This window comes from Flavobacterium sp. I3-2, from assembly GCF_013389595.1.
Taxonomy (GTDB): Bacteria; Bacteroidota; Bacteroidia; order Flavobacteriales; family Flavobacteriaceae; genus Flavobacterium.
This window is the reverse complement of record NZ_CP058306.1, coordinates 3,100,801-3,125,419: the sequence shown is the minus strand read 5'-3', so window position 1 is coordinate 3,125,419 and position 24,619 is coordinate 3,100,801. Positions and strand designations below refer to the sequence as shown.

Annotated in this window: 18 protein-coding genes and 1 tRNA gene; 8 read left to right on the top strand and 11 right to left on the bottom strand. The window is 28.8% G+C overall.

From position 1 onward, the window contains the following. Positions 1 to 253 precede the first annotated feature (253 nt). The 4 genes from HW119_RS14795 (at position 254) to HW119_RS14780 (ending at position 9,839) form a co-directional block, all read left to right on the top strand. Positions 254 to 5,203: a translocation/assembly module TamB gene (locus HW119_RS14795; RefSeq protein WP_255497932.1), complete on the top strand. Its 4,950-nt coding sequence runs from the start codon at positions 254 to 256 to the stop codon at positions 5,201 to 5,203. Beyond that, on the top strand, positions 5,190 to 7,499 hold the full coding sequence (locus tag HW119_RS14790; protein WP_177765705.1) for a BamA/TamA family outer membrane protein: 2,310 nt from the start codon (positions 5,190 to 5,192) through the stop codon (positions 7,497 to 7,499). Before HW119_RS14795 ends, HW119_RS14790 begins: the two co-directional genes overlap by 14 nt. Before the next feature lie 90 nt (positions 7,500 to 7,589). Continuing rightward, on the top strand, positions 7,590 to 8,975 hold the full coding sequence (locus HW119_RS14785) for a sigma-54-dependent transcriptional regulator (protein ID WP_177765704.1): 1,386 nt from the start codon (positions 7,590 to 7,592) through the stop codon (positions 8,973 to 8,975). Positions 8,976 to 9,050: 75 nt separating this feature from the next. Then, entirely contained in the window at positions 9,051 to 9,839 is a 789-nt protein-coding gene (locus HW119_RS14780) for a tetratricopeptide repeat protein (RefSeq protein WP_177765702.1), read from the top strand. Between the two features lie 42 nt (positions 9,840 to 9,881). On the opposite strand, the gene HW119_RS14775 is transcribed toward HW119_RS14780, so the two are convergent. From HW119_RS14775 to HW119_RS14755, 5 genes are all read right to left on the bottom strand, one after another. Next, positions 9,882 to 10,499 carry a hypothetical protein gene (locus tag HW119_RS14775; RefSeq protein WP_177765700.1) on the bottom strand — a complete coding sequence of 206 codons (618 nt, stop codon included), beginning with the start codon at positions 10,497 to 10,499 and terminating at the stop codon, positions 9,882 to 9,884. A gap of 17 nt (positions 10,500 to 10,516) precedes the next feature. Beyond that, positions 10,517 to 11,083: a hypothetical protein gene (locus HW119_RS14770; protein WP_177765698.1), complete on the bottom strand. Its 567-nt coding sequence runs from the start codon at positions 11,081 to 11,083 to the stop codon at positions 10,517 to 10,519. Positions 11,084 to 11,206: 123 nt separating this feature from the next. Then, a complete protein-coding gene (locus HW119_RS14765; RefSeq protein WP_177765696.1) occupies positions 11,207 to 13,660 on the bottom strand; it encodes a hybrid sensor histidine kinase/response regulator in 2,454 nt (817 codons plus the stop codon). A 49-nt stretch (positions 13,661 to 13,709) separates the two neighbouring features. Next, positions 13,710 to 14,240 (bottom strand): rhodanese-like domain-containing protein, encoded by a 531-nt coding sequence (locus HW119_RS14760; protein WP_255497931.1) that lies wholly within the window; start codon positions 14,238 to 14,240, stop codon positions 13,710 to 13,712. Positions 14,241 to 14,409: 169 nt separating this feature from the next. Continuing rightward, positions 14,410 to 15,549, bottom strand: coding sequence for an acyl-CoA dehydrogenase family protein (locus HW119_RS14755; RefSeq protein WP_177765692.1), 1,140 nt, complete (start codon positions 15,547 to 15,549; stop codon positions 14,410 to 14,412). An 88-nt stretch (positions 15,550 to 15,637) separates the two neighbouring features. On the opposite strand from HW119_RS14755, the gene HW119_RS14750 reads away from it, so the two are divergent. From HW119_RS14750 to HW119_RS14740, 3 genes are all read left to right on the top strand, one after another. Continuing rightward, positions 15,638 to 16,699 carry an anhydro-N-acetylmuramic acid kinase gene (locus HW119_RS14750; protein WP_177765689.1) on the top strand — a complete coding sequence of 354 codons (1,062 nt, stop codon included), beginning with the start codon at positions 15,638 to 15,640 and terminating at the stop codon, positions 16,697 to 16,699. A 96-nt stretch (positions 16,700 to 16,795) separates the two neighbouring features. Continuing rightward, positions 16,796 to 18,022, top strand: a complete 1,227-nt coding sequence (locus HW119_RS14745; RefSeq protein WP_177765686.1) for a Glu/Leu/Phe/Val dehydrogenase dimerization domain-containing protein — start codon at positions 16,796 to 16,798, stop codon at positions 18,020 to 18,022. Positions 18,023 to 18,075: 53 nt separating this feature from the next. Further along, positions 18,076 to 18,996 (top strand): energy transducer TonB, encoded by a 921-nt coding sequence (locus HW119_RS14740; protein WP_177765684.1) that lies wholly within the window; start codon positions 18,076 to 18,078, stop codon positions 18,994 to 18,996. Between the two features lie 115 nt (positions 18,997 to 19,111). Here HW119_RS14740 and HW119_RS14735 read toward each other — a convergent pair whose 3' ends face one another. The 6 genes from HW119_RS14735 to HW119_RS14710 all read right to left on the bottom strand — a co-directional run bounded on the left by HW119_RS14735 (position 19,112) and on the right by HW119_RS14710 (position 23,672). Next, positions 19,112 to 19,873 carry a hypothetical protein gene (locus HW119_RS14735; RefSeq protein WP_177765682.1) on the bottom strand — a complete coding sequence of 254 codons (762 nt, stop codon included), beginning with the start codon at positions 19,871 to 19,873 and terminating at the stop codon, positions 19,112 to 19,114. Positions 19,874 to 19,876: 3 nt separating this feature from the next. Then, positions 19,877 to 20,596 carry a head GIN domain-containing protein gene (locus HW119_RS14730; protein ID WP_177765680.1) on the bottom strand — a complete coding sequence of 240 codons (720 nt, stop codon included), beginning with the start codon at positions 20,594 to 20,596 and terminating at the stop codon, positions 19,877 to 19,879. 43 nt (positions 20,597 to 20,639) lie between these two features. Further along, entirely contained in the window at positions 20,640 to 21,851 is a 1,212-nt protein-coding gene (locus HW119_RS14725; protein WP_177765678.1) for a SecDF P1 head subdomain-containing protein, read from the bottom strand. A 6-nt stretch (positions 21,852 to 21,857) separates the two neighbouring features. After that, on the bottom strand, positions 21,858 to 22,535 hold the full coding sequence (locus tag HW119_RS14720; RefSeq protein ID WP_177765676.1) for a hypothetical protein: 678 nt from the start codon (positions 22,533 to 22,535) through the stop codon (positions 21,858 to 21,860). Between the two features lie 88 nt (positions 22,536 to 22,623). After that, positions 22,624 to 23,217 (bottom strand): DUF4291 domain-containing protein, encoded by a 594-nt coding sequence (locus HW119_RS14715; protein WP_177765674.1) that lies wholly within the window; start codon positions 23,215 to 23,217, stop codon positions 22,624 to 22,626. 370 nt (positions 23,218 to 23,587) lie between these two features. Further along, positions 23,588 to 23,672 (bottom strand) — tRNA-Ser (locus HW119_RS14710). A 507-nt stretch (positions 23,673 to 24,179) separates the two neighbouring features. Between HW119_RS14710 and HW119_RS14705 the strand changes: the two genes are divergently transcribed. Further along, positions 24,180 to 24,617 (top strand): MarR family winged helix-turn-helix transcriptional regulator, encoded by a 438-nt coding sequence (locus HW119_RS14705; RefSeq protein WP_177765672.1) that lies wholly within the window; start codon positions 24,180 to 24,182, stop codon positions 24,615 to 24,617. Positions 24,618 to 24,619 lie beyond the last annotated feature (2 nt).

Below are 24,619 nucleotides of genomic sequence, written 5' to 3'. Positions count from 1 at the left end.
TTAAAATGATTTTTGCATTTGATAAAATATTTGTTGTTTGTATTGGTGGCGAGACAACTTTAATTTAATTATTAAGTTAATATCATTATAAAAGCTTGTTAGATTTTCTGCCAAGCTTTTTTATTTCTTATTTAACACTTTTAAAAAATTCATCAATTACTTTCCTTATATTTGTTCTATAAGCTGAAATGTTTTGCAAGAAAGACTCAAAAAAATCATAAAAACAATATTAAAATGTTTTTTTATATTTCTGATGTTAATCGTCGGATTAATTCTCAGTTTACAAATTCCTGCAGTTCAGAATTTTGTTAAAGACAAAGCAATCAATTATTTAGAAGGTAAACTTGATACCGAAGTTTCTCTAGAAAAAATTTATGTTGATTTTCCCAACGATATTGTTCTTCAAAATTTCTATCTAAAAGGTAAAGATGTTGACACACTTTTGTTTGTCAATCAATTAAATGTTGGAATTTATTTACCTGATTTAATAAAATCGCAAGCAAACATTTCGAGCATTAATTTAGATGGTGTAAATGCAACTATTAATCGTGATGCAGAGGGAAAATTTAATTTTGATTTTATTTTAGATGCTTTTGCAACAGAAAATGATGAAGATAAAGATTCAAAACCATTTATCATTTCATTAAATAAAATTGATTTAAAAAACATTGATGTAAATTTCAATGACGATATTTCTAAAAATTTCTTTAAAATTCGATTAAATCATTTTCAAACAAAAGTCGAAACATTTGATTTAATTGAAAATAATTATGCAATTAATTCAATTTTAATTGACGGATTTAAATTTAAATTGGACCAAAAAGTAGTTGATAAAATTGTAGCTACTAGCGAAGTTCAAGCTGATTCTGTTTCAGACTCAAAACCATTAAAAATTCAATTAGGTAATATTCAACTTAAAAATTTCGATGTTTCATATTTAGACGAAAATTCTAAAATGAATGCACATGTTATTTTTGAAGATTTAAATACCAATATCAAAAAAATTGATTTAATTAAAAACGCATTTGAAGTTGATAAAGTAAATTTATCTAATGCAACTATTGATTTTTCAATGTTTAGCCAACCAAAAACAACTGTTGTAAATGAGGTTAAAAAGACTGATTCAAGTGATTTGAGTTTTATGTTAAATCAATTAAAATTGAATAATGTAGCTGTAAATTATAACGAAAATTCAGTTAAAGAAACAAATCAAGGTGTTGATTTTAATCATTTGAAATTCAGTAAAATAGATTTTGAATTAAGTGATTTTGTTTTTAATAATTCAGCGATTTATGGCAAAATTGATAAAGTTTTTTTACATGAAAAAAGCGGTTTTCAAGTCAACGAATTTTCTACAGAATTTAAATATGCTGAGAAAACTGCTTATTTAAAAGAAATGATTTTAAAAACACCGAAATCGATTATTCGAGATGAAGTTGTTTTAGAATACAATTCTCAAGATGATTTAACTCAAAACATCGAAAATGTAAAAATTTATGCAAATCTTCCAAATGCTAAAATTGCTTTTTCTGATATTTTGCTTTTAGTTCCTACGTTAAAAAACACACCGCCGTTCAACGAATACGCGAACGCAATTTTAAATGTTGATTCTAAATTAAACGGAAAAGTAAACGATTTACAGATTCAAAAACTCTTGGTTTCTGGTTTAGGAAATGTAAAAGTTAACGCAAGCGGTAATATTAAAAATGCGATGGAACTTTCGAATTTATGGGTTGATTTGCGTTTGAATGAATTTGTTATTTCAGCTTCAGATTTAAATAAATTAGTGCCAAAAGGAACAATTCCAAATACGATTCAATTACCAAATCAGCTAGATTTAAAAGGAAATGCAAAAGGAAGTTTAAATAACTTTCTGGCAGATTTAAAATTACATTCTACTTTCGGAAATATTGACTTAAAAGCTGTTTTAAATCAACAGAAAAAGAATGCCGAAACTTATGTTTTAGATGCTAAAGTTTCTGATTTTAATGTCGGGAAATTAATTAAAAACGATTTACTAGGTAAAATTTCTGCAACGATGAAATTATCTGGTAAAAGTTTTGATTTAGAAAAAGCCGATGCAGTTATTGCTGCACATGTTTCTTCGGCTAAATTTAATTCATATACGTACAAAGATTTTAAATTAAACGGAAAAATTGAACAAGGTGCTTTTGATGTTTCAACAACAATGAATGATGAAAACATTATTTTTGATATTAGCGCAATTGGACATTATTCAGAAAAAGCTCCAAGTTTAAATTTAAAAGGTGATGTAACTAAAATCGATTTATACAGAACAGGTTTCTTTGATGAAACTTTTGCATTAGCTGGTAAAATTTCTGCTGATTTTTCGAATCTAAATCCTAACGAATTAAACGGGAATTTAAGCTTACACGATTTTGCTTTAGCATATAAAACAGGGCTTTATCCTTTAACAAATGTTACTTTGGATGCGATTTCGAATGATGAAAAAAATCAAATTCAATTTCAATCGCAAGTTTTCAATATCGACCTTACCGGAAAATATAAACTGACTGAACTTGCCACGCATTTACAACGAAATGTCAATTCGTATTTTAATTTAAATCTTCCCGAAGAAGTTCTAAAACAAGAATTGACTCCTGCTTATTTTGATGCTACAATTTTAGTTAAAAATGACGATATTTTATCTAAATTTTTACCTGATTTAGAACGTTTTAAAGATATTGAATTAACAGGAAGCTTTAATTCAGAACAAAATAAAATATCGATTCAAAGTAAAATATCTGAATTGATATATGGCGAAAATGTTATTTCTGGAATCGATGTGAATATCGAAAATCAAGACGACTTTTTAGATTATAATTTTTCTATTTCTGGATTAGAAAATAATAATTTTCATTTACAAAACACCAGTTTAACTGGACAAATTAAGGACAATAAAATTGGTTATGATTTACGAGTTCGTGATTTAGAAAATGTTATTCAATATGAAATTAGTGGAAATGTAAGTTCGTTAAATGATGTCATACAGGTTGCTCTAAATGATAATGGATTGAAACTTAATTATGTTGATTGGAACGTGAATCCGGCTAATTATTTTCAAATTTCAGACAAAGGAATTTTAGCTCATGATTTTGAAATTTCTCACGACGGAAGTTTAATTCACATTGATTCAGAAGAAGATATTCCAAACGCGCCGTTAAACATCGATATCAAAGATTTTACTATCGAAACGGTTACCGAAATGATTAAGAAAGATACACTTTTGGCTAGCGGAATCATAAACGGAAAAGCGCAAATCAATGATTTAAAAAATAAAATGACTTTTACTTCTGATTTAAATGTTCAAAAATTAAACGTTTTAGGAAGTAATGTCGGAAATTTAAAAGTTAATGTTGATAACGAATCTGACAGTCGTTTAAGTGCTAATATTGCTTTAAGTGGTTACGATAACGATGTGCAAGCTCTTGGATTTTATGATATAAGCGAAGAAAAATTTGACTTAGAAGTAGATGTGAACCAACTTCAAATGCGAAGTTTACAAGCTTTCTCTCAACAAATGATTTCTGATGCAAAAGGATTTATTTCGGGTCAATTAAATATAACCGGAAACACCGAAAAGCCTTCAATTTTAGGCGATATTAAATTTAATGATACCAGCTTGCATATCAATAGTTTAAATGCAACTTTCAAAAAAATTGACGATAAAATTACATTTACAAACGATGGAATTTCGTTTAATAATTTCAGCATTAGCGACACAGATGATAATGTTTTGACTTTGAACGGAAATGTTCTCACAAAAACATATCGCGATTTTAAATTTGATTTAACTCTTTTTGGACAAGGATTTAAATTAGTCAATTCTGCTAACTCTGGAGATGATATGTTGTATGGAGTTGCAGCTTTGGATGTTAACTTAACGATTAAAGGAAACATGAACTTGCCGAGAGTGAACGGAAATTTAAAAGTTACAAACCAAACAGATTTTACTTTTGTGATGCCTCAATATAGTCCAGCATTACAAGAGCGCGAAGGTATTATTGAATTTATCGACCAAGACCAATTGGTATTAGAAGAAACCATTGTAAAAGACGAAGAAATTACAAATTCTGAAATTACAGGTTTAGATGTTTCTGTAAATATTGAAGTTGATAAAGATGCTAAAATTGCAATTGTTTTAGATAAGATAAATAATGATGTTGTTAAAATTCAAGGTGAAGCACAGTTAACAGGTGGAATTGACCCGTCTGGGAAAACAACTTTAGTCGGAACATACGAAGTGAATCAAGGAACGTATGACATGTCTGTCAATTTTATCAAACGAAAATTTGATATTCAAAAAGGAAGTACCATCGTTTGGAATGGCGAACCAACGAAAGCAGATGTAAATCTTACAGCAATTTATAAGTTAAAAACCGCACCTTTAGATTTGGTTCAGCAACAACTAACTTCAGATGCAACTCAAGATATAAATCTTTATAAACAAAAACTTCCGTTCGAAACGCTTTTGATTATTAAAGGTGAATTAATGAAGCCCGAAATTTCTTTTAATATTGAGTTAGATGAAGATAATTCAAATGTTTCGTCAGAAGTTTTATCAACTGTTAAATCTAAATTAGAACAATTACGAAACGAAGAATCTGAACTTAATAAACAAGTTTTGGCTTTATTAATTTTGAATCGTTTTATTGGCGAAAATCCGTTTGATACCAATGTAAACATTTCGGCTTCAAGTATGGCACGTCAAAGTGTGAGTAAATTACTTTCACAACAATTAAATAGTTTGGCTTCGAGTTTGATTTCGGGAGTTGATATTAATTTTGATTTAGAATCTCAAGATGATTACTCAACCGGTGATAAAAATGTTCGAACTGATTTAAACATTGGAGTTTCTAAAAGTTTATTTCACGACCGACTTAAAGTTACCGTTGGTAGTAATTTTGGATTAGAAGGTGAAAATAGAGAAAACGAACAAACAAATAATATTGCAGGCGATGTTACTATTGAATATAAACTTTCTAAAAACGGACGTTATACATTAAGAGCGTATCGAGTAAACGAATATCAAGTTGCGCTTCAAGGAGAAGTTGTTGAAACAGGACTTGGTTTTGTAATTACTTTAGATTACAATAAGTTTAAAGAAATTTTAAAAAACAAAAACAACGAAAAGAAAAATCAATCAAACTCAACTAAAAAGGCAAACAATGAAAGTAAGTAAATATATTTTTATCGCAACTGCCGTTTTATTAGCTTCTTGTAGTAATACTCGGTATTTAAAAGAAGGCGAAGCTTTGTTTACAGGTTCTGAAATTAATATTATTGGAGACTCGTTATCAAAAACACAAATAACTAAATTAAAAAGTAATTTAGAGAGTCAAATGGTTCCAAAGCCTAATAAATCTATTTTTGGATTACGTCCTAAGTTATTAATCTATAATATTACACCAGAACCTAAAAAAGACAAAGGTTTTAAATATTGGTTAAAATATAAAGTAGGAGAGAAACCAGTTTTACTTAAAAATGTTGATGTAGATTTTATGCGAAGTATTATTGATAATTATTCTGAAAATCAAGGATATTTCAATGTTACTTCCAATTATCAAATTGATTCTTTAAATAAAAAAGCTGAAGTTATTTACAATGTTCAGCCAAAAACGCAGTACAAAATCGGTAAAGTTGTTTTTAAAAATAACGATTCTGAAGTTACAAAAGCAATCGAAAAAACGGCTGACCAATCGCTATTGAAAGTTGGTGCACCGTTTAGTTTAGACGTTATCAAAGAGGAGCGTGTTCGAATAGATAGTGATTTAAAAGAAAAAGGATTTTACTATTTTAATCCGGATGATATTTTGGTTCAAGTCGATTCTACGGTTGGAAATCATAAAGTCGATTTAATCGTAAAAGTTAAAAATAATACGGCTGAATTAGCCACAGAATCTTTTACAATTGACCGTGTTATTGTATTTGCAGATTACAAAATTAATCAAAGTACGACAAGAAGAAGAAATAGAACAATTAATTTAAATCGAATTGATAGTTTACAAAACGATAAAGGAATTACCATTATTGATAGAAAAAAGCTTTTTAAACCAGAGATTTTTGACCATGCTTTATATTTTCAAAAAGGTGATTTATATAATTTAAAGGACCAAAATTTATCATTAAGTCGATTAATCAACCTCGGAACTTTTAAATTTGTAAAAAATGAATTTGTGATTTCAGATTCGTTAAATCATAAATTCGACGCGTATTATTACTTAACTCCAAACGAGTTTAAATCGTTACGTTTTGAGTTTTTAGCGAAAACAAATTCTGCTGGTTATGCAGGAAGTGAGTTGAATTTAAATTGGAGCAACCGCAATTTTTTTAAAGGAGCCGAATTGTTTACAGCTTCTATTTATGGTGGATTTGAATACCAGATTGGCGGAGTTAAAGATGCCAATAATATTTACAGAATTGGTTCTAAATTCAATTTGTTATTTCCGAGAATTATAGCGCCATTTAATTTTAATTCATCGAGTGCTTTCGTCCCACGAACAAAAGTTTCATTGGGTTACGAATATCAAAACCGAACACAGCTTTATACTTTGCATAATTTTTCTGGAGCATTTGGTTATGTTTGGAAAGAAAATATAAGAAAAGAACACGAACTTAATATTGTTGATATTACTTATGTAACTCCAGAATCCATAACTGACAAATACCGTCAGCAAATGGAAAATAACGTTTCGTTACAACGCGTGGTTGAAAAGCAATTGATATTTGGTCCGCATTATGCTTATACCTATACAAACACCATGATTCCTCAAAAAAATACCGTATATTACAAAGGAAGTATTGATTTATCAGGTAATATTATCGGAATTTTATCAGGTGCGAATGTTAGAAAAAACAATCAAAAAGAAATTTTGGGAGTTCCGTACAGCCAATTTGTAAAAACCGAACACGATTTTAGATATTATTTAAAATTAGGAGAGAAATCTCAATTAGCAACTCGTGTCGTTGGAGGAATTGGTTATGCTTACGGAAATTCGGAGTTTATGCCGTTTTCGAGACAATTTTTTATCGGTGGTTCAAATAGTATACGCGCTTTCAGAGCCAGAACTTTAGGACCTGGAAGTTTTGACCCAAGAACAGAATCGGGGACGTTTTTACAAGACCAATCTGGAGATATAAAAATGGAATTCAATATCGAATATCGCAATCATTTATTCGGTTTTGTTAATGGTGCTGTTTTTGTCGATGCAGGAAATGTTTGGAATTTAAACAAAGAACCTTCAAAACCAGGCGGTCAATTTTCGAGTGATTTTTATAGAGAATTAGCGGTTGGAGTTGGAGCTGGTTTACGTTTTGATTTTTCAATTCTAATTTTCAGAACCGATTTGGCATTTCCAGTTCGCGTTCCTTACTATCCGCGCGGTGACCGTTGGAATTTTAAAGATATTGCATTTGGAGATAAACAATGGCGTAGAGATAATTTAATTCTGAATATTGCCATCGGTTATCCATTCTAAAACATAAAGTTTACTTAAAAATTTCCAAAGCAGTTTTTTTATGGTAATTTTATGTCCTTAAGTTAAATTTTGTCCTAAATAAAAATTTAAATGATTTACAAAATTCTTGTCATTGATGATGATGTCTCTTTTTGTTCGATGATTAAAACTTTTTTGAATAAAAAAGGTTTTGAAACATCAGGAGTATTTTCGTTTTTGGAAGCAGAACAATTAATTAAGAAACAAAATTTTGATTTAGTTTTAACCGATGTGCGTTTGCCAGACAGCGACGGCGTTAAAATTCTTCAATTTGTAAAAGATATAAATCCAGAAATTCAAGTTATTTTAATGACGGGTTATGCCGATATTAAAACAGCTGTAAACGCAATGAAATTAGGTGCTTTTGATTATGTTTCAAAACCGATAAATTCGGACGAAATTTTACATACAATCAATCAAGCATTAATTAATAAATTAAATATTGCCGAAGATAAATCGGAGCAAACCAAAGTTTCAAAAACATCGCGAAACAAACAGTTAAACGATTTATCTGTAGTTAAAGGAAAAAGCGAAGTTTCTTTAGAATTACATAAATATATCGATGTAGTTGCTCCGACTAATATTTCAGTTTTAGTTATTGGAGATAGTGGTACAGGAAAAGAAAATATCGCATTTTCAATACATCAGCAAAGTAAAAGAGCTTCAAAACCTTATATTGCAGTTGATTGTGGTGCCATTCCAAAAGAACTTGCCGCAAGTGAATTTTTCGGACATTTAAAAGGTTCTTTTACAGGTGCGATAAATGATAAAATCGGACATTTTGAAGCTGCTAATGGCGGAACTTTATTTTTAGATGAAGTCGGAAATTTATCTTATGAGGTTCAAGTTCAATTATTACGTGCTTTGCAAGAACGTAAAATAAAACCCATTGGAAGTAGTAAAGAAATAGAAGTAGATATTCGTGTAATTGCTGCAACTAATGAAGATTTACAACGCGCTGTTCGCGAAGGTAATTTTCGTGAAGATTTATATCATCGTTTAAACGAGTTTTCTATACAAGCACCAAAGCTATCAGAAAGAGAAAATGATGTTTTACTTTTTGCTGATTTCTTTTTAAAGCAATCAAATACAGATTTAGAAAAAGAAATTATTGATTTTTCTGACGAAGTCAAAAGTATCTTTTTGAATTATGATTGGCCAGGAAATTTACGTGAGATGAGAAATGTAATCAAACGTGCGGTTCTTTTGACTACTTCACCATTTATCGAAAAAGAAGTTTTACCTATTGAAATTTTTAGTCAAAATAAAGTTAGTGAAGATTTGGTCTTTAAATCTGATGAAGAAGATTTGAAGTTGTTTTCTCAAAAAAACGAAGAACAAACGATTATAACCGCTTTAGAAAAAGCAAAATTCAACAAAACTAAAGCTGCACAAATTCTCGGAATTGATAGAAAAACCCTTTATAACAAAATTAAATTATACAACATCGAGCTGTAATTACAGCTCGATTTTTTTATAGAAATAAGTTCTTTAAATTTTAGTATATTTGGTTATAAATCAAACCACTACCAAATGATAAAAGTTATTTATTTTTTATTTTTTTGTACTTTGTTTACTTGTAATGCTCAACATGAACAAAAATCGAAAAAAGACCAAATCATTCAAGAACACGTTTATGATTGCGCAGACAAAATAAATTATTATACAAATCTTAACGATTATCAAAAATGTTTAGATGAAGGAATAAAAAAGGATGCTACAATAGCTTATTTGTGGCAACAAAAAGCAATGCCTTACTTTAAGCTCAAACAATATAAGACCGGAATGGATTTTTTAGACAAAGCAGTTCGTTTGGATTCAAATAGATATTTATCTTATCGAGCTTTTATTAAATGTATCTTTGTAAAAGATTATAACGATGCGATTGTTGATTTTGAACAATGTATCAAAGAAAAAGGAGATAGTTATGAAATGGACCACTCTTATTCTTTTTATATAGGATTATCATACCTTCAATTAAAGGATTTTTTCAAAGCAGAATCTTATTTTGAAAAAACAATATTTAATCAAAAAAAGATGTTTAACGAAGCGCATCATTTGGATTTATTTTATTTAGGAGTAACCAAATATGAACTTGGAAAATATCAAGAAGCAGTAACTATTTTTGATGAAGCATTAAATCAATATCCAAAATTTTCAGATGTAATTTACTATAAAGCTTTGGCTTTAAATAAAATTAATAATGATGATTTCGAAACTTCTAATTTAATTGAAAAAGCTAAAGAATTCGCTTCTAAAGGTTTTACGATTAATGAAGATAATGCGATTTATGAAGAATATCCATATAAAGTAAAATGGTAAAAAATAAACATCGATTTGTTTTCATAGCTCGATGTTTTATTATTAGCACGTTTGATGAAAGTAAACGTATGCAGAACCGTTCCAATAAATCAAACCTCCACCTAATTCAGATTTTGCAATTTCAACAGAAGGATTATTTAAAATCAGTTCACCATTTTTACCATTTCCAGTTTCTTCTTCAACTCCAGGTTCGTTAATTTTATTTCTGTTAATTCTCCAAATATCAATATAATCTTGGTCGTCACTTAACGCATTTTCAAAATTTTTACCAGCACCAAGAATATGAACATCTAAAGTTTTACCGTGAATAATCGCAAAACCTTTCTTACCTGTATTAATTTCATAAATAGGAAGCGCAACGTCTAAATTTCCATCGCCATTAAAATCTTCCTCAAGATATAACGGATTTAATCTATTTTCAACTTTATAATTTTTACCGATTTTTAAATTATCTAAAACCTCTGATTCAATTAGCCATTCAGGTAATCTTTCATAAATATAATATTCTGAATTTGCTATACTATCCAAGTTTTTTGTGATATAAACCGTGTCAATTTGTTTTTCAATTTGAACTTTCTGAGTCGTTTTTTCTTCAATTTTTTTATCTTGACATGCAATTAAAAATAAAATTGGAATCAAGAAAATAGTGTGTTTTATCATTTTTTTAAGTGTTTTCTTTAGTAACTAAGTATTTCTTTTTTTTGTTTTAAGGTAAGAAATGTAATTTTGGATGTGTCTATTTCTTGGTAAATATCGTTTAAAACAATTCCGCATTTCCGAATGGTTCCCCAACGATAAACCTCAACAATAATTATAGAATCTTGTTTTGCAGTTGAACAATTTTCGGTTGAATAATTGTAATTATTTTCTGCTATAAAAAAGTTTTTTCGCTTTGTAAAACATTCATTTTGCAAATATTTAGTTTCTTCAAGGTTGAATTGCATCGAAAAAAATGCACCGAATAAAAATAGTATGATAAATACAATTGGAGTTCCAAATAGCAAACTAATTTTACTGAACATTTTATCTTTTGATGTTTTTTTAGCATCGTAAACAGCTACAATTAATAACGCAAAACAATTTAAAATTGAAATCAAAATCAAAACAGCTACAAAAAAATAATTTGTAGCGTAAATGCCTTGATTTGCTGTTAAACTAAGATGAATTATAAAACTTAATATCATCAAAAAAGGTGCAATCCAAGTAAAATATTTTATTATTTTAAGAATGTTTTGATTTTTCATTCTGATAAAAAATTAATTTATTTAACCTAGAATCAAATCTCAAATTCTAATTTACAATTAAATTTTAAAACATACTTAGTTTATATTTAATTGAAGATAAATAAGCTAAAGCTAGATTTTTAGTTAGAATTCAACTTTTTGAATTTTATTTATAATGTGTTCAATTTCAGATTTTAAAAGGGATACATAATTAATTAAAGTTTCTTTATCAAACTTTTCGGCTTCTCTTTCTAACTTAAAAAGCTTGCCTACAACCGAAATTACTTGAAGTTGTTTAAACATCGGAAGCATTTTATGTGCTACATTTTCAACGGTTTTTAAATCAAAAATTGTTGCTGCATTTTCTAATAGATTTACATTTAATTTTGTTTCATCAATAAAAATTTTGAGAATATTTTTTGCTGCTTCAGAATCGTCTTCACAAAATGATAGAATTTGTGTTAAACTAAAATCGTCAAAATCGTAATTTTTCTTTGTTTCGATTTTATTAGAATTCTGTTCAAAATTGATTTCCAAAACACGATGAATTTCAAATAATAATTTAGCTATTTCAATGGGTTTGTGAATTACCGTTTGGAATCCTAATTTTTGAAATTCTTTTTCGTCTAAATCAATTTTTCCTGTAAATGCAATTACCGGAATGTTCTTGTATTGCTCGTTATTTCTTATTTTTTCAATGATTTGATACCCGCTGAAATTAGGCATTTGAATGTCAGAAATAATCAAATCAAAGTTCTGTTTTGTCAAAACAGCATCAAGTAATTCACCATTATTTAAAGTTGAAATTAAGGCTACTTTATCTTTTAAAATTTCAGATAACAATTGCAATTGCATCAAATCATCATCAATAATTAGAACCTTTTTATTGCTTAATTTTCTATCGTTATTAAAATAAGGAATTACTTTTTCGGTGTTTTCAATGTTTTTTCTAATTTTTGGAAGATAAATTGTAAACGTAGTTCCTTTACCAAATTCACTACTAAATTCAATTCTACCTCCAAGCAGTTCAACCAATCCTTTCGAAATATTTAAGCCTAAACCAGTTCCGCCATAAACTTTTTCAATATCTCCATGCGCTTGTTTGAATTCTTTAAAAATATCCGATTGGTATTTTTCTTCAATTCCAATTCCGGTGTCAGAAATTGTTATTTTTATTTCTTGATTTTCGATTTTGGCATCAACCGTAACTTCACCTTGATTGGTGAATTTAATTGCATTGGTTGCAATATTGGTTAAAATTTGTTTGATGCGATACGGGTCAGAATAAAAGAAATCATTTAAATTTTGGTCAACTTCATAAATTAAATCGATATTTTTTTGATTAGCCGAATCTGTCAATGGCTCAAAAGTACTTTCCATCAATTCAAGAAAATTAAAATTTTCTCTTTTTAACGTAATTTTATTGTATTCAAGTTTAGAGAAATCAACCAAATCATTGGATAAATTTCGAATATAATTAGTAGAATGTTTAATGTTTTTGATGTAGTTTTTTTGAGTTTTAGTTTCTAAAGTAGGTTCTAAAAGTTCTGTAAATCCGATTAAAGTGTTCAATGGCGAAACGATATCGTGAGTTACAGTTGCAAAAAACATCGATTTCTGACGCATTAATTTTTCTAAATCAGCATTTAAATTTTCTAGCTCTTTTTTGTATCGATGACTTTTATTTAAATCACGTACAACGATTAATCCTAAAATTAAAACTAAAAGTAAAGCAGCAGCACCAACATAAATTACATCGGTAGTAGTTTCGTCTATTTTTTGTTTCGAAATCCTAATTTTTTCACTAGAATTTGCAATTACATTTTGTTCGACTTGAGCTAATAAAAGCTTAATTTCATCATTCAAATATTTATTTTCTAAAACCAAACGTTCTTCTTTTTGCGTGTATTGATTTTGTAATTTGTTTTCTTTTTGAATGGCTTCGTTAAAAATTTGTTCGGCTTGTTGCGCTAAACTATCTCTTTTGATTTGATGTTGTTCTTCAATTTTAATTCGATTTTCAACTACTTTTTCAAGTTTCTTTTTTTCTTCTTCTTCATCGGTTGAATTGAATATACGCTGAATTAAAGATTTTTTTTCAGTCGGAACCGTTTCAATATTTACATCTGCATACGAATCAAATTTCTTTTTTTCGTTCCTAAACTTCTCAAATGCCTGATTGAAATTATTTGCGTTCAGATATTTTTTTTTCAGTTTAATAATTTCATTGAAGTTTTTTTCTTTGTCAGATATTAAAATTTCAATTGTATTTATTTTTTGAATAATACTTTCATCTTCAATTAGTTTTTTGAAATTGTTTAATTGAATTTTTACGCTATCTGATTGATTTATATATCTTTTTATGTCTTTATTTGATGTAGTTATTAAAGCAATTCGTCCTAATGATTCGGTTGTGTAAATTGAATTTATGGTGTTTCCGACAGCAAAAATAACATCGTTTTCACGTAAAAGTTCTTCACGTGGAGAATTGATTTTTTTAATTTCTGAAAGTAAATAGCAAATCGAAAATAGGGCAGTTGCACCTAGAATAATGTAACCTAGTGTTAGTTTTAGTTTTATCGATTTGTCGTTTATCATTTCCAATTTTTTTCAGCTAGGAAAGTTATAAAAAAAAACAAATGTATTTCTATTCAAAAAAGCTTGATATTTTTTTTACTTCAGAACCCTCAAATTCTATTCTATCATCATTTATATTAACTAATTCATCTAATTCATAGATGTTTTTATAACCATATCCGTATAGATTTAAATAAGTAGGTATATTTAGAGCTAGCATAATTGGTTTTCTGTTATTTAATATTTGAGTTTCAAGTTTGTTTTTAGGATTATACATTTTTGTTGCAAATTCAATTTGGTCTCCTTCGAAATTATTATTACAATAAATCAAAATTAAGGTATTTGGGTCTGGTATTAATTTTTGTAAGTTTTTTTGTGTAAAATCTGTAAAATCCAAATGAATAGCTCCTTTTAAATGCTTTCTTTCATATCTAAAATTAGAACGCGTATCTAAAATAACAACGTTACGGTCTTTACTTTTTGTTAAAAATTCATCAAGACTTATCAAACGATTATTTCGATGAGATTCGACTTCTGTTACGAGATTTTTAAAATCATCATAATCAACATATGCTTTCGGATACTCAATCTTTTTATTCATATCTTCATTTTTTTTAAAATTTTGGGAATAAAACAAGGAAGTTGTAAAACAACAAATTATTAAATAAAATACTTTTTTCATTTCATTTTTTTTATAAAATTTTATTAAAGATATAAAAAAAGTCCGATTTAATTAAAAACCGAACTTTATTATTATATTTTAAAAGAAATTATTTAGCAATTCCTCTTGAAATAACAATTTTTTGGATTTCTGAAGTTCCTTCGTAAATCTGAGTGATTTTTGCATCACGCATCATACGTTCCACATGATATTCAGCAACATATCCGTTACCTCCGTGAATCTGAACAGCTTCGATTGTCGTGTCCATTGCCGTTTTAGAAGCAAATAATTTTGCCATTGCCCCAGAGATTGAAATATCTTCTCCGTTATCTTTTTCAGCTGCAGCTTTGAAACATAACATACGAGCAGCAGAAATTTGAGTTGCCATATCAGCTAACTTAAATGCAATTGCTTGGTGATTGATAATTTCTGTTTTGAATGCTTTACGTTCTTTAGCATATTTTAAAGATAATTCGTAAGCACCTTGAGCAATACCTAAAGCTTGAGAAGCAATTCCGATACGACCTCCGTTTAATACATTCATTGCAAATGCAAAACCAAATCCGTCTTCACCAATTCTATTTTCTTTAGGAACTTTAACATCTGTAAACATTAATGAATGTGTATCCGAACCTCTAATTCCCATTTTTTTCTCTTTTGGTCCAATTTCAAAACCTTCCCATCCTTTTTCAACGATGAAAGCATTGATTCCTTTATGACCTTTTTCTGGATGTGTATGTGCAATTACTAAATAAGTAGAAGCAGTTGCTCCATTTGTAATCCAGTTTTTAGTACCGTTTAATAAGTAATAATCTCCCATATCAACCGCAGTTGTTTTTTGAGAAGTTGCATCAGAACCTGCTTCTGGTTCAGATAAACAGAAAGCTCCGATTACTTCACCTTTAGCTAATGGCACTAAATATTTCATTTTTTGCTCTTCGTTGCAGTATTTTTCCATACCAGCACAAACTAAAGAGTTGTTTACTGACATAACTACTGCTGCAGAAGCATCAACTTTTGCAATTTCTTCCATTGCAAGTACGTATGATACGCTATCTAATCCAGAACCACCGTATTTTGGGTCAACCATCATTCCTAAGAATCCTAATTCTCCCATTGTTTTCACAGCATCAGTAGGAAACTTTGAATGTTCGTCTCTTTCTATGACTCCCGGTAATAATTCAGCTTGAGCAAAATCTCTTGCTGCTTGTTGAATCATTAATTGTTCTTCTGTTAATTTAAAATCCATTATATGTTTCGGTTAATTAATATATTTTATAATCTTCAAATATAAAATTTAATTAGGAAATCTTCAAAATATATGAGTACTTTTAAGCATGAAATTCGAAAAAATTAAAATTTTAGGGATTATGTCGGGAACTTCATTAGATGGAATCGACTTTGCAGTTGTAGATTTTCAATTGATTAACGAAAAATGGCAGTTTCAAATCCATGAAAATGCGACCTTTTCGTATTCGGATGAATGGTTTTCTCGACTTAAATTCGCAGCTCATTTATCAGTTGATGAATTGGTTGAATTAAATAAAGAATATACGTCTTATTTAAACGCTCAAATCCATAAGTTTATATCTGATAATCAGATTGAAAATCTGGATGCGATTGCATCCCACGGACATACCATTTTACATAATCCAAAAGAAGGTTATACCTTACAAATTGGAAATCTTCCAGAAATTAAATCAGGTTTTTCAATTCCTTTTATATGTGATTTTAGAGTTCAAGATGTGAAATTGGGTGGGCAAGGTGCTCCGTTGGTTCCGATTGGTGACCGTTTACTTTTTTCGGATTTTGATTTTTGTTTAAATCTTGGCGGATTTTCTAACATTTCATTTGAACAAAATGATATTCGCATTGCATTTGATATTTGTCCGGTTAACACGGTTTTGAATTACTATGTAAATCAATTAGATTTGGAATATGACGACCAAGGAAAAATTGCAGCTTCTGGTACAATCAATCAAAATCTATTTGATAGTTTAAACGCTAATGATTTTTATTCAAAAACTTTTCCGAAATCTTTAGGAATCGAATTTGTTTTTACTGAAGCTATTCCTACAATTGATAAATTTAACTTACCGATTGCAGATGTTTTAGCAACTTATGTTGAACATATTGCGTATCAGATTTCAAATCAATTAAAAAATAAAAAAGGAAAATTATTGATTACTGGTGGCGGAGCATTCAATGTTTTTTTGATTGATCGGATTAAAAAACACAATCCGAATATGCTTGTTGAAATCCCAAATTCTGAAATAATTAATTACAAAGAAGCTTTGATTTTTGCTTTTCTTGGAGTTTTAAGATTAAATAACAGCAATAATGTTTTGGCTAGTGTTACAGGTGCGAAACACGACCATTCGTCAGGTGTTATTTTTTAAGTTATATTCGATAATCATCTACATATTTTTAGAAATTATGATAGATTCATTTATATTTGTGGAATTAAAAAACAATAAAACAAACTTTAAATTATAATGAAAGATTTATTAAAGAAATTCGAAGACAAAGCACCTGAGGTTGTTTTTCATTGGAATGATTCTGAAACGGAAGCAGAAGGATGGGCAGTAATTAACTCTTTACGTGGCGGTGCTGCTGGAGGTGGAACTCGTATGCGTAAAGGTTTGGATATGAACGAAGTTCTTTCTTTAGCTAAAACAATGGAAGTTAAATTTACAGTTGCAGGACCTGCGATTGGTGGTGCTAAATCTGGAATTAATTTTGATCCAAATGATCCTCGTAAAGAAGGTGTTTTAAAACGTTGGTATAAAGCTGTTTATCCATTGTTAAAAAACTATTACGGAACAGGTGGAGATTTAAATGTTGACCAAATGAACGAGGTAATTCCTATGACAAGTCCATTAGGATTACTTCACCCGCAAGAAGGTGTTTTTAATGGACATTTCAATGCGACTGAAGATCAAAAAATGAATCGCATCAACCAATTGCGTCAAGGAGTTTCTAAAGAAGTAACACATCCTGATTATACACCAAGTGCTGATAAAAAAATTGCTGTAGGTGATTTAATTACTGGTTTTGGAGTTGCTTATTCTGTATATCATTTTTATTCAGTTTTTGGAGGTGATGTAAAAGGTAAAAAAGTAATCATTCAGGGATTTGGAAATGTTGGTGCTGCTGCAGCTTACTATTTTGCACAAATGGGAGCTAAAATCGTTGGAATTATCGATCGTGATGGTGGTATTTTAAATGCAGAAGGTTACACTTTCGAAGAAGTTAAAGAGTTATTCTTAAACAAAAACGGAAATACTTTAGTGGCTGAAAACATGATTCCTTTTGCAGAAATCAATGAGAAAATTTGGTCTATTGGCGCAGAAGTTTTTGCTCCATGTGCAGCTTCACGTTTGGTACAACAATCTCAAGTTGAGCAGATGATTAAATCTGGTTTAGAGGTTATTACTTGTGGTGCAAATGTTCCTTTTGCTGATAAAGAGATTTTCTTTGGACCAATTATGGAATATGTAGATCAGAATGTTACTTTAATACCAGATTTTATTTCTAACTGTGGTATGGCTCGTGTTTTTGCATATTTAATGGAAAGTGAAGTTTCTATTATCGATTCAGAAATTTTTGAAGATACTTCAGCTAGAATTAGAAAAGCAATTGAAAATATTCATAATATTCATACAGATAAAACAAATATTTGCGCTACAGCTTTTGAAATTGCTTTAAAACAATTGGTGTAATTTGTAATAATTTATTTCGTATTTTCGTGTAGAAAAAGAAACCAACCGTTGTTATGAAAACATTTAATTTTACAGAAGAAGAAAAAAAATCTGCATTTATTACTTTTTGCATTTTTTCAATAACGCTTACGATTTTATTTTATATTCGATTTACAATTACTACCGAAACGGATTCCTTTTTAGAAGGTGGAGGCGGAGGTGGAGGTGTAACTGTGAATATTGGAGATAGTGATTTTGGCTCCGGAGATAATTATCAAAGCGAATTGGCTCAAGTTTCTCTTGAAAAACAAGCAAATTCTGTAGAAGATGATTTTGTAGAAGAAACAATTTTAACCCAACAATCAGTTGCGAATTCTGATTATACAATCGAAAAAAAAGAAACAACAAAAAAACCTAAAGAAACCAAGGTAAATATTGATAAGCCTAAAAATCAAATAAAGCAAGAGTCAAAAAAAGAAACTATTTCTAAAGAAACTAATAATGCTTTAGCCAATCTTTTAGGTGGAAATAATAGTGGAGATGGAGATGATTCAAAAGCAGGAAATAAAGGAAAAGCGAATGGGTCGTCAAATTCAAAGAATTACTACGGCTCAGGAAGTGGTTCAGGCTCTGGTAACGGTTCCGGAAGTGGCTCAGGTAGCGGTTCCGGAAGTGGTTCAGGTTCAGGATATGGTTCAGGATTTGGTTCAGGTTCAGGCTCTGGTTCAGGATATTCTTTAGGTGGAAGAAAAGCAATTTCAAAACCTCTTCCTGTTTATAATTGTAACGAATCTGGTAAAGTAGTTGTTGAAGTTACAGTCGATAAAAATGGTAAAACATTAAGCGCAACACCTGGTGTTCGTGGAACAACAAATAATGCAAAATGCTTATTAGATCAAGCTAAAATAGCTGCGATGAACACCAAATGGGAGGCTTCTGAAAAAGCACCTGAAAAACAGATTGGTTCAATTATATATCATTTTACGTTGAATTAATTTTTAAATACGAAAACTAAAAAACAAAAGCCGTAATTGAATTCAATTACGGCTTTTTGTTTTAAGTATCAAATTGTTGATCTAAAGTGATTGTAAATAAATTTAGAGTCGATGTTTAATTAAAAAGAGCTTCTAAATTTTTAATTAATTCTTTTTTAACTTTCTGATTTTTCTTACTTGTGTTTTCAAAATCTTTGTTAGTATCATCAATAAAACTCATCGTTTCAAAAGTTAATTGAGCTTTTTCTTGTTTTAAATGATCAAAGTATTTTATCATTTTAGGAGTTGCTACAAAATAAAATGTAAAGGTTTGTGGTAATTTATCCTGTGTTGAATCGAATACTATTTTCTCACAACCTAAATCTTTCAGAAGCTCATAAATCACTTTTTGTTTAGGTGAATTAACCAATTTAATTTGATAAATTTCGTCCGTTAATTGCTCTCCATAACGATAATAAACGCCCAGTAAAAATGATAATTTTTCTTCGTCTGTCACAAATTTTTCATAGATAATTTGTCCATCACCATTATAAAAATTGGTATGTAATCTTTTAGCAAGATTAGGAACATACAACTCAATATTATTATCATCTTTAAAAACCAATTCATTTTTTACTTTGTAATTATTAGTAATAAAAAAAGAAATATATTTTGCTAAAGATTTTTCTTTTGAGGAATAACGGTCAATTTGAGTTTCTTTTTCGATATAATAAAAACGACCTAAATAATCGCTGAAAGAACCAACTAAAAAAGCATCCGGAAAAATATGAACCCTATAATTTGTCATTTCAAGTTCATTTTTTTTTAAATTTTGAGAAGTAACAGGATTAACAAAAAACGCAAAAAATAAAAAAGAAATTAAGAGATTTGTTTTCATTTGTTATTTTTTACTAATAGAAATATCCCCACTACCTTGAACTTTTTGAGTAACATTTGTAGGATTTCCATATATACGAATATCACCAGAACCAAAAACATAAGCATCAACTTCGTTTGTTGTTGTTGAATCAATATCTCCAGAACCATTCACCTTTAATTCACTTTTCAAAACTGTCAGTTCTTTTGATTTTAAATCACCGCTACCATTTACCATTCCTTTCAATTCGTTTGCTTTTCCTTTCAAAAGAATATCGCCAGAACCATTCACTTCGGCTTTAACGCTTTGACAATTAACGTTCAAAGAAATGTCGCCAGAACCGTTTACGTGCAAATTTAAATCATCAAGATTTAGTAAATTGGTACCGATTATATCTCCAGAACCTTTCAGTTTTAAATCTGAAATTTCTTGAATCGGAACTGTTATTTTTACACCTTTTTTTGATGAATAACTAAAATTATCTTTGAATTTAACAATCAATTCATTGCCTTTTACAACCGTTTCTACATACGGAAGAATATTTGACTCAGCAGAAACTGTTAATTTACCTTCAGTTCCTTTAATCAACTCAACTTTTGCCGAACCAATTAAAGTAATTTTATCATAAGATTCTGTTTGTCTTGAATCTTGAACCACATTTCCGTTTCCTTTGATGGATTTTTGTGCACAGCTAGTTTGACTTATTAGTATAACAGCTGAAATCAATAAGTATATTTTTTTCATTTTGCTAAGTAAGAATTAAATTTTAATTTATTTTTAAAGTTAATCAATTATTTATCTTTTGAAGAGCAACTATAAAATTGTCTATTTCTGATTCTGTGAATTGTCCGTAAATAGAAATTATTCCTGTCGAAATTACCGAAGTTATTATTGGAGCCAAGACTATTTTTTTATCAATAACAATTGCTAGTGGTTGCTCTAAATTGTTTTGAGTTAATTTTTCGAATTTAATTCGTCCCGTTTCATTTAAGGTGATTTCAATTTCAAAAGTAGAAAAATATTCAGATAATTTTTTTTCAACTTTCTCAATATCTGCAATCGGAATGCTTGGATTTTCAGCTAATTTGTAATTAAAAAGTGTCGTTTGATTTTTTTTGTAATTAGTCACTTCATAAAAACCATTTTCGCGATTCACAATCGGTAAATCGTAATTAATTTTTGTTTTTTCACAATCGGCTATAAAATAGGGTGCTGATTTCGAAGGTTCGCTAATCACCATTTTTTCATTTTTTATAGGTGCGATTTTTGTTCCTTTTACTATTGCATTTTTTTCTTCTAGATATAATTTTATGTTTACTAAGAATTTTTCAATATCACTTTCTGTTAAATTATTTTTTTCTAATTCATCATTATTATTAAGTAAATAGGAGTTTTTTCTTTTGCTTATGATCAAGTCTATATTTTCTAGCAATGCGTTTTTGTCAAAACCAATCGTGTAATAATTATAATTTTTGTCAATTTCAAATGTATAGTTTATAACATGATACGGATATGTTGTTATTTCGCTAGCAAATTCAGGATTTTCAGGAACCGCAATACGCAGCCATTTCACATCATTGATTTTCTTTGAAATTATAAAATCAGAATCAGTGCAATTTGGAGATTCGTTAAAAATTGAGACGAGTTTGTTTTCAGAATTTATATCCGAAGTAAAGTCAATAAAACCATGAGCATTAGGTAAATTGCTGACATCTATTTTAATTTCGGATAAATTTCTTTTGTAACTTCCATAGACCAAAATTGGAATTTCGTTTTTTTTGTTTCCAAACAATTTTATGTTTTTTTTGTCAATTTGTTTCCATTTACCAGTCGTTATATAATCCAAGCTTAACAAATAATAAGTATCATTTGGTAAAATGTATAAATAAGTATTTGGAATATCTCTTCCTCCATCGTGAATAATGTACTGACCGACAAATTCAGATTGTGAAAAAGAATTTATTGAAAAGAAAATAAGCAATAATCTAAATATTTTCATTTTATATTATTTTTTTATTGTTCCAAAAAATTCATTTTCAATCCAATCTTGAGTTGCTAACTCAATTTCTTTTTTCATCACTTTTCGAACCTCTTTTTCAAGTTTTGTTCTTTGTTCATCTACCACAAATTTTGCATGATATTCACGTTCTATATTTTTTTTGTAATCAATTAAGGCATTCCTTTCATATGAATTTGAAGGTGTGTTTTTTAAAAATTGAATTCCTTTATGTAAGTAATCATTTGTGTCATAATAAATCTTATTTTTCTCGTTTTTTGTAATTGAAGTTTCAAGATATATTTGAGATTCAATGGATTTTATTTTACCATTTGATTCTACTTCATAAACTTGTTTTCTGAAACCAAAAGGTAAAATATAGGAAGGTAAACGGTCATAATTTGCCCAAAATGAATAAAAAATGATGGTATTATTGATAATCTTATAGATACCGATTTCAACTGTGGCGCTCATGCAATCACCATCTTCAAAATATAAAACATGTGATATTATTTTCAGATGGTTTCGAAATAATGTAACTTCCGTACAATTTTCTGCAGCACATTCAAGTTTTGAAGTTTTGAATATAAGATCAATTCCGTTTATGTTCTTTTTTTCAGATTGTGCAAATAAATCTGAATGTAGAAACAAAAGAAACACACATACAAGGTAAATTTTAAATTTCATAAAAGTGTAAGTTGGTCATTACAACTAATTTACAAAAAAATATTAATGTGCTGGTTATGCAAACAAAAATTCCAGTATAATTAAGCTACTAAAAATCAGTAATAGTTTTTCTAAGTTCATGTGACAACGGATAAATATTTTCAACAGTAAGCAAGATCTTTGCTTCCTCTATTTTATTATCTAACAACAAAGAATGTATTTTTTTACAAAAAGGTGTAATATCATTAATTGAGATAATCCAATCATTTACATAATGACAAACAGCAGTACCATTAAGTCCAATTTGTATACTGCGGTAGTGTAGGTTTTGCAAATGAATATCTTTTTCAGGATCCCATTGTAGGCGTACAGGTGAGTTTTGTAGTTTTATCTTCCATTCTTCTTGTGATGAAAAAAGCGAACTTTCGAAATGTGATAAGCAACTGTTTTTTAAAGCCCATTCAAATCCTTCTCGTTTTATTTTGATAGCTAAAATATGTTCTTGACCTTCTTTGGTTGCCCATCCAGAACGATACATCATCCATAAAAAGGAAGGTTTTATCCAAGTCATTCGTTCCATTTTAAAAGGAAAAACAAATTTTTGATGAGCTACAGCTGAAATGGCTATTTCTTTTCTGTAGGCTTGATAAACTGTTATAGTCTCTTCATTGTAGACAGCACGTATTTGTTTTTCAAATGTCATAAAATGTTTTTTTATAATTAATTTTTTTCTACTAAAAATACGTAAAAATTAACTAAAAAAAATATTAAGATTGCGCGTTTTTTCAACATCGATGGTACGAATTGCAGATCATGCTTTTATATAACATTTCAAAAGGCAAACTGATATTCATAAAAAATTACAATAAACGCTTATTTTTAAATATATGCACAAAAAATTGCTTAGATAAAGAATTTAAGAAGTTTGCAATTTAATCATTCAAAATTACATCAGTTTTTTAGGAGTATTAAATTCATCAAATTAAAAAGAAAGTTAATTAGATTTTTAATTGGTTTTGTTATATCAAATTTTTTAAAATAAAAAACCGATTAGAATAAACTAATCGGTTTAGCGGAGAAAGAGGGATTCGAACCCCCGGACCTGTTACAGTCAACAGTTTTCAAGACTGCCGCATTCGACCACTCTGCCATTTCTCCTTAGGTCTGTAATAATGTTTGTTGTTTCATTATAACGGGTGCAAATATACAAGTTTTTTCAGTATCTACAAGAAGTTGATAATTTTTTTTGTAAATATTTTTTTTTTGAAATATCGTTAAATCTAATTGTAGATTTTTAAATATAGAATTTGTTATGAAATGCCTTCTATTGTTTTAACTGTTAATCTAAATTCTAAATTAGTCATTAGTTACAATATGTTAGTTAACAGTGTTTTGTGAAAAGTGATAGAAATTGATGACTAATTGATTTAATTAAATTAATTTATAATTTCTAAATCTCACTTCCAGCAGATAGCATTTTTTTTGCCAATAAAATTAGTTTTTGTTAAAGCTTCAAAGCTTTCGACATTTTTTATATGATCAGATTCAAAACTCATCTTTAGTACTTTATTTATAATGTAAAATTAAATTATTTTCAAAGGACAAAATATTTTGTATTTATAATTTTAGATGTAATTTTGTAATCGTTATATTTATAACTATATTATGTCTAAAAAAATTGCAATAGAATTAAACTGTGTCGATCTTTTAAAACATGTTTTATACAAAGATTATACGTTTCCGGAAGTTATCAATCATTTAAATTTAACTCAAGAACGCATTTTAATGACCGTTAGAAATTCGGATCATTTGCCTATGGTAACCATTGCGCGTGCAATTGGTTTAGAAAAGGGACCTTTTTCTCAGACTGTTGATAAATTAGTCGATTTAAATTTGCTTTCTCGTGTAAAATCTACAATAGATAAACGTTTGGTTTTTTTAGAATTAACTCAAAAAGGAGAAGAGCTGACGCAATTAATTGAAGACAGCATGGAATTACACTTTTCAAAAAAATTAAATGCATTGACAGTAAGTCAGGTCAATGATTTTTTCAACGCATTAGAGGTTTTAAATAAAACCGCAACAATTTTAATATCTAAATAATA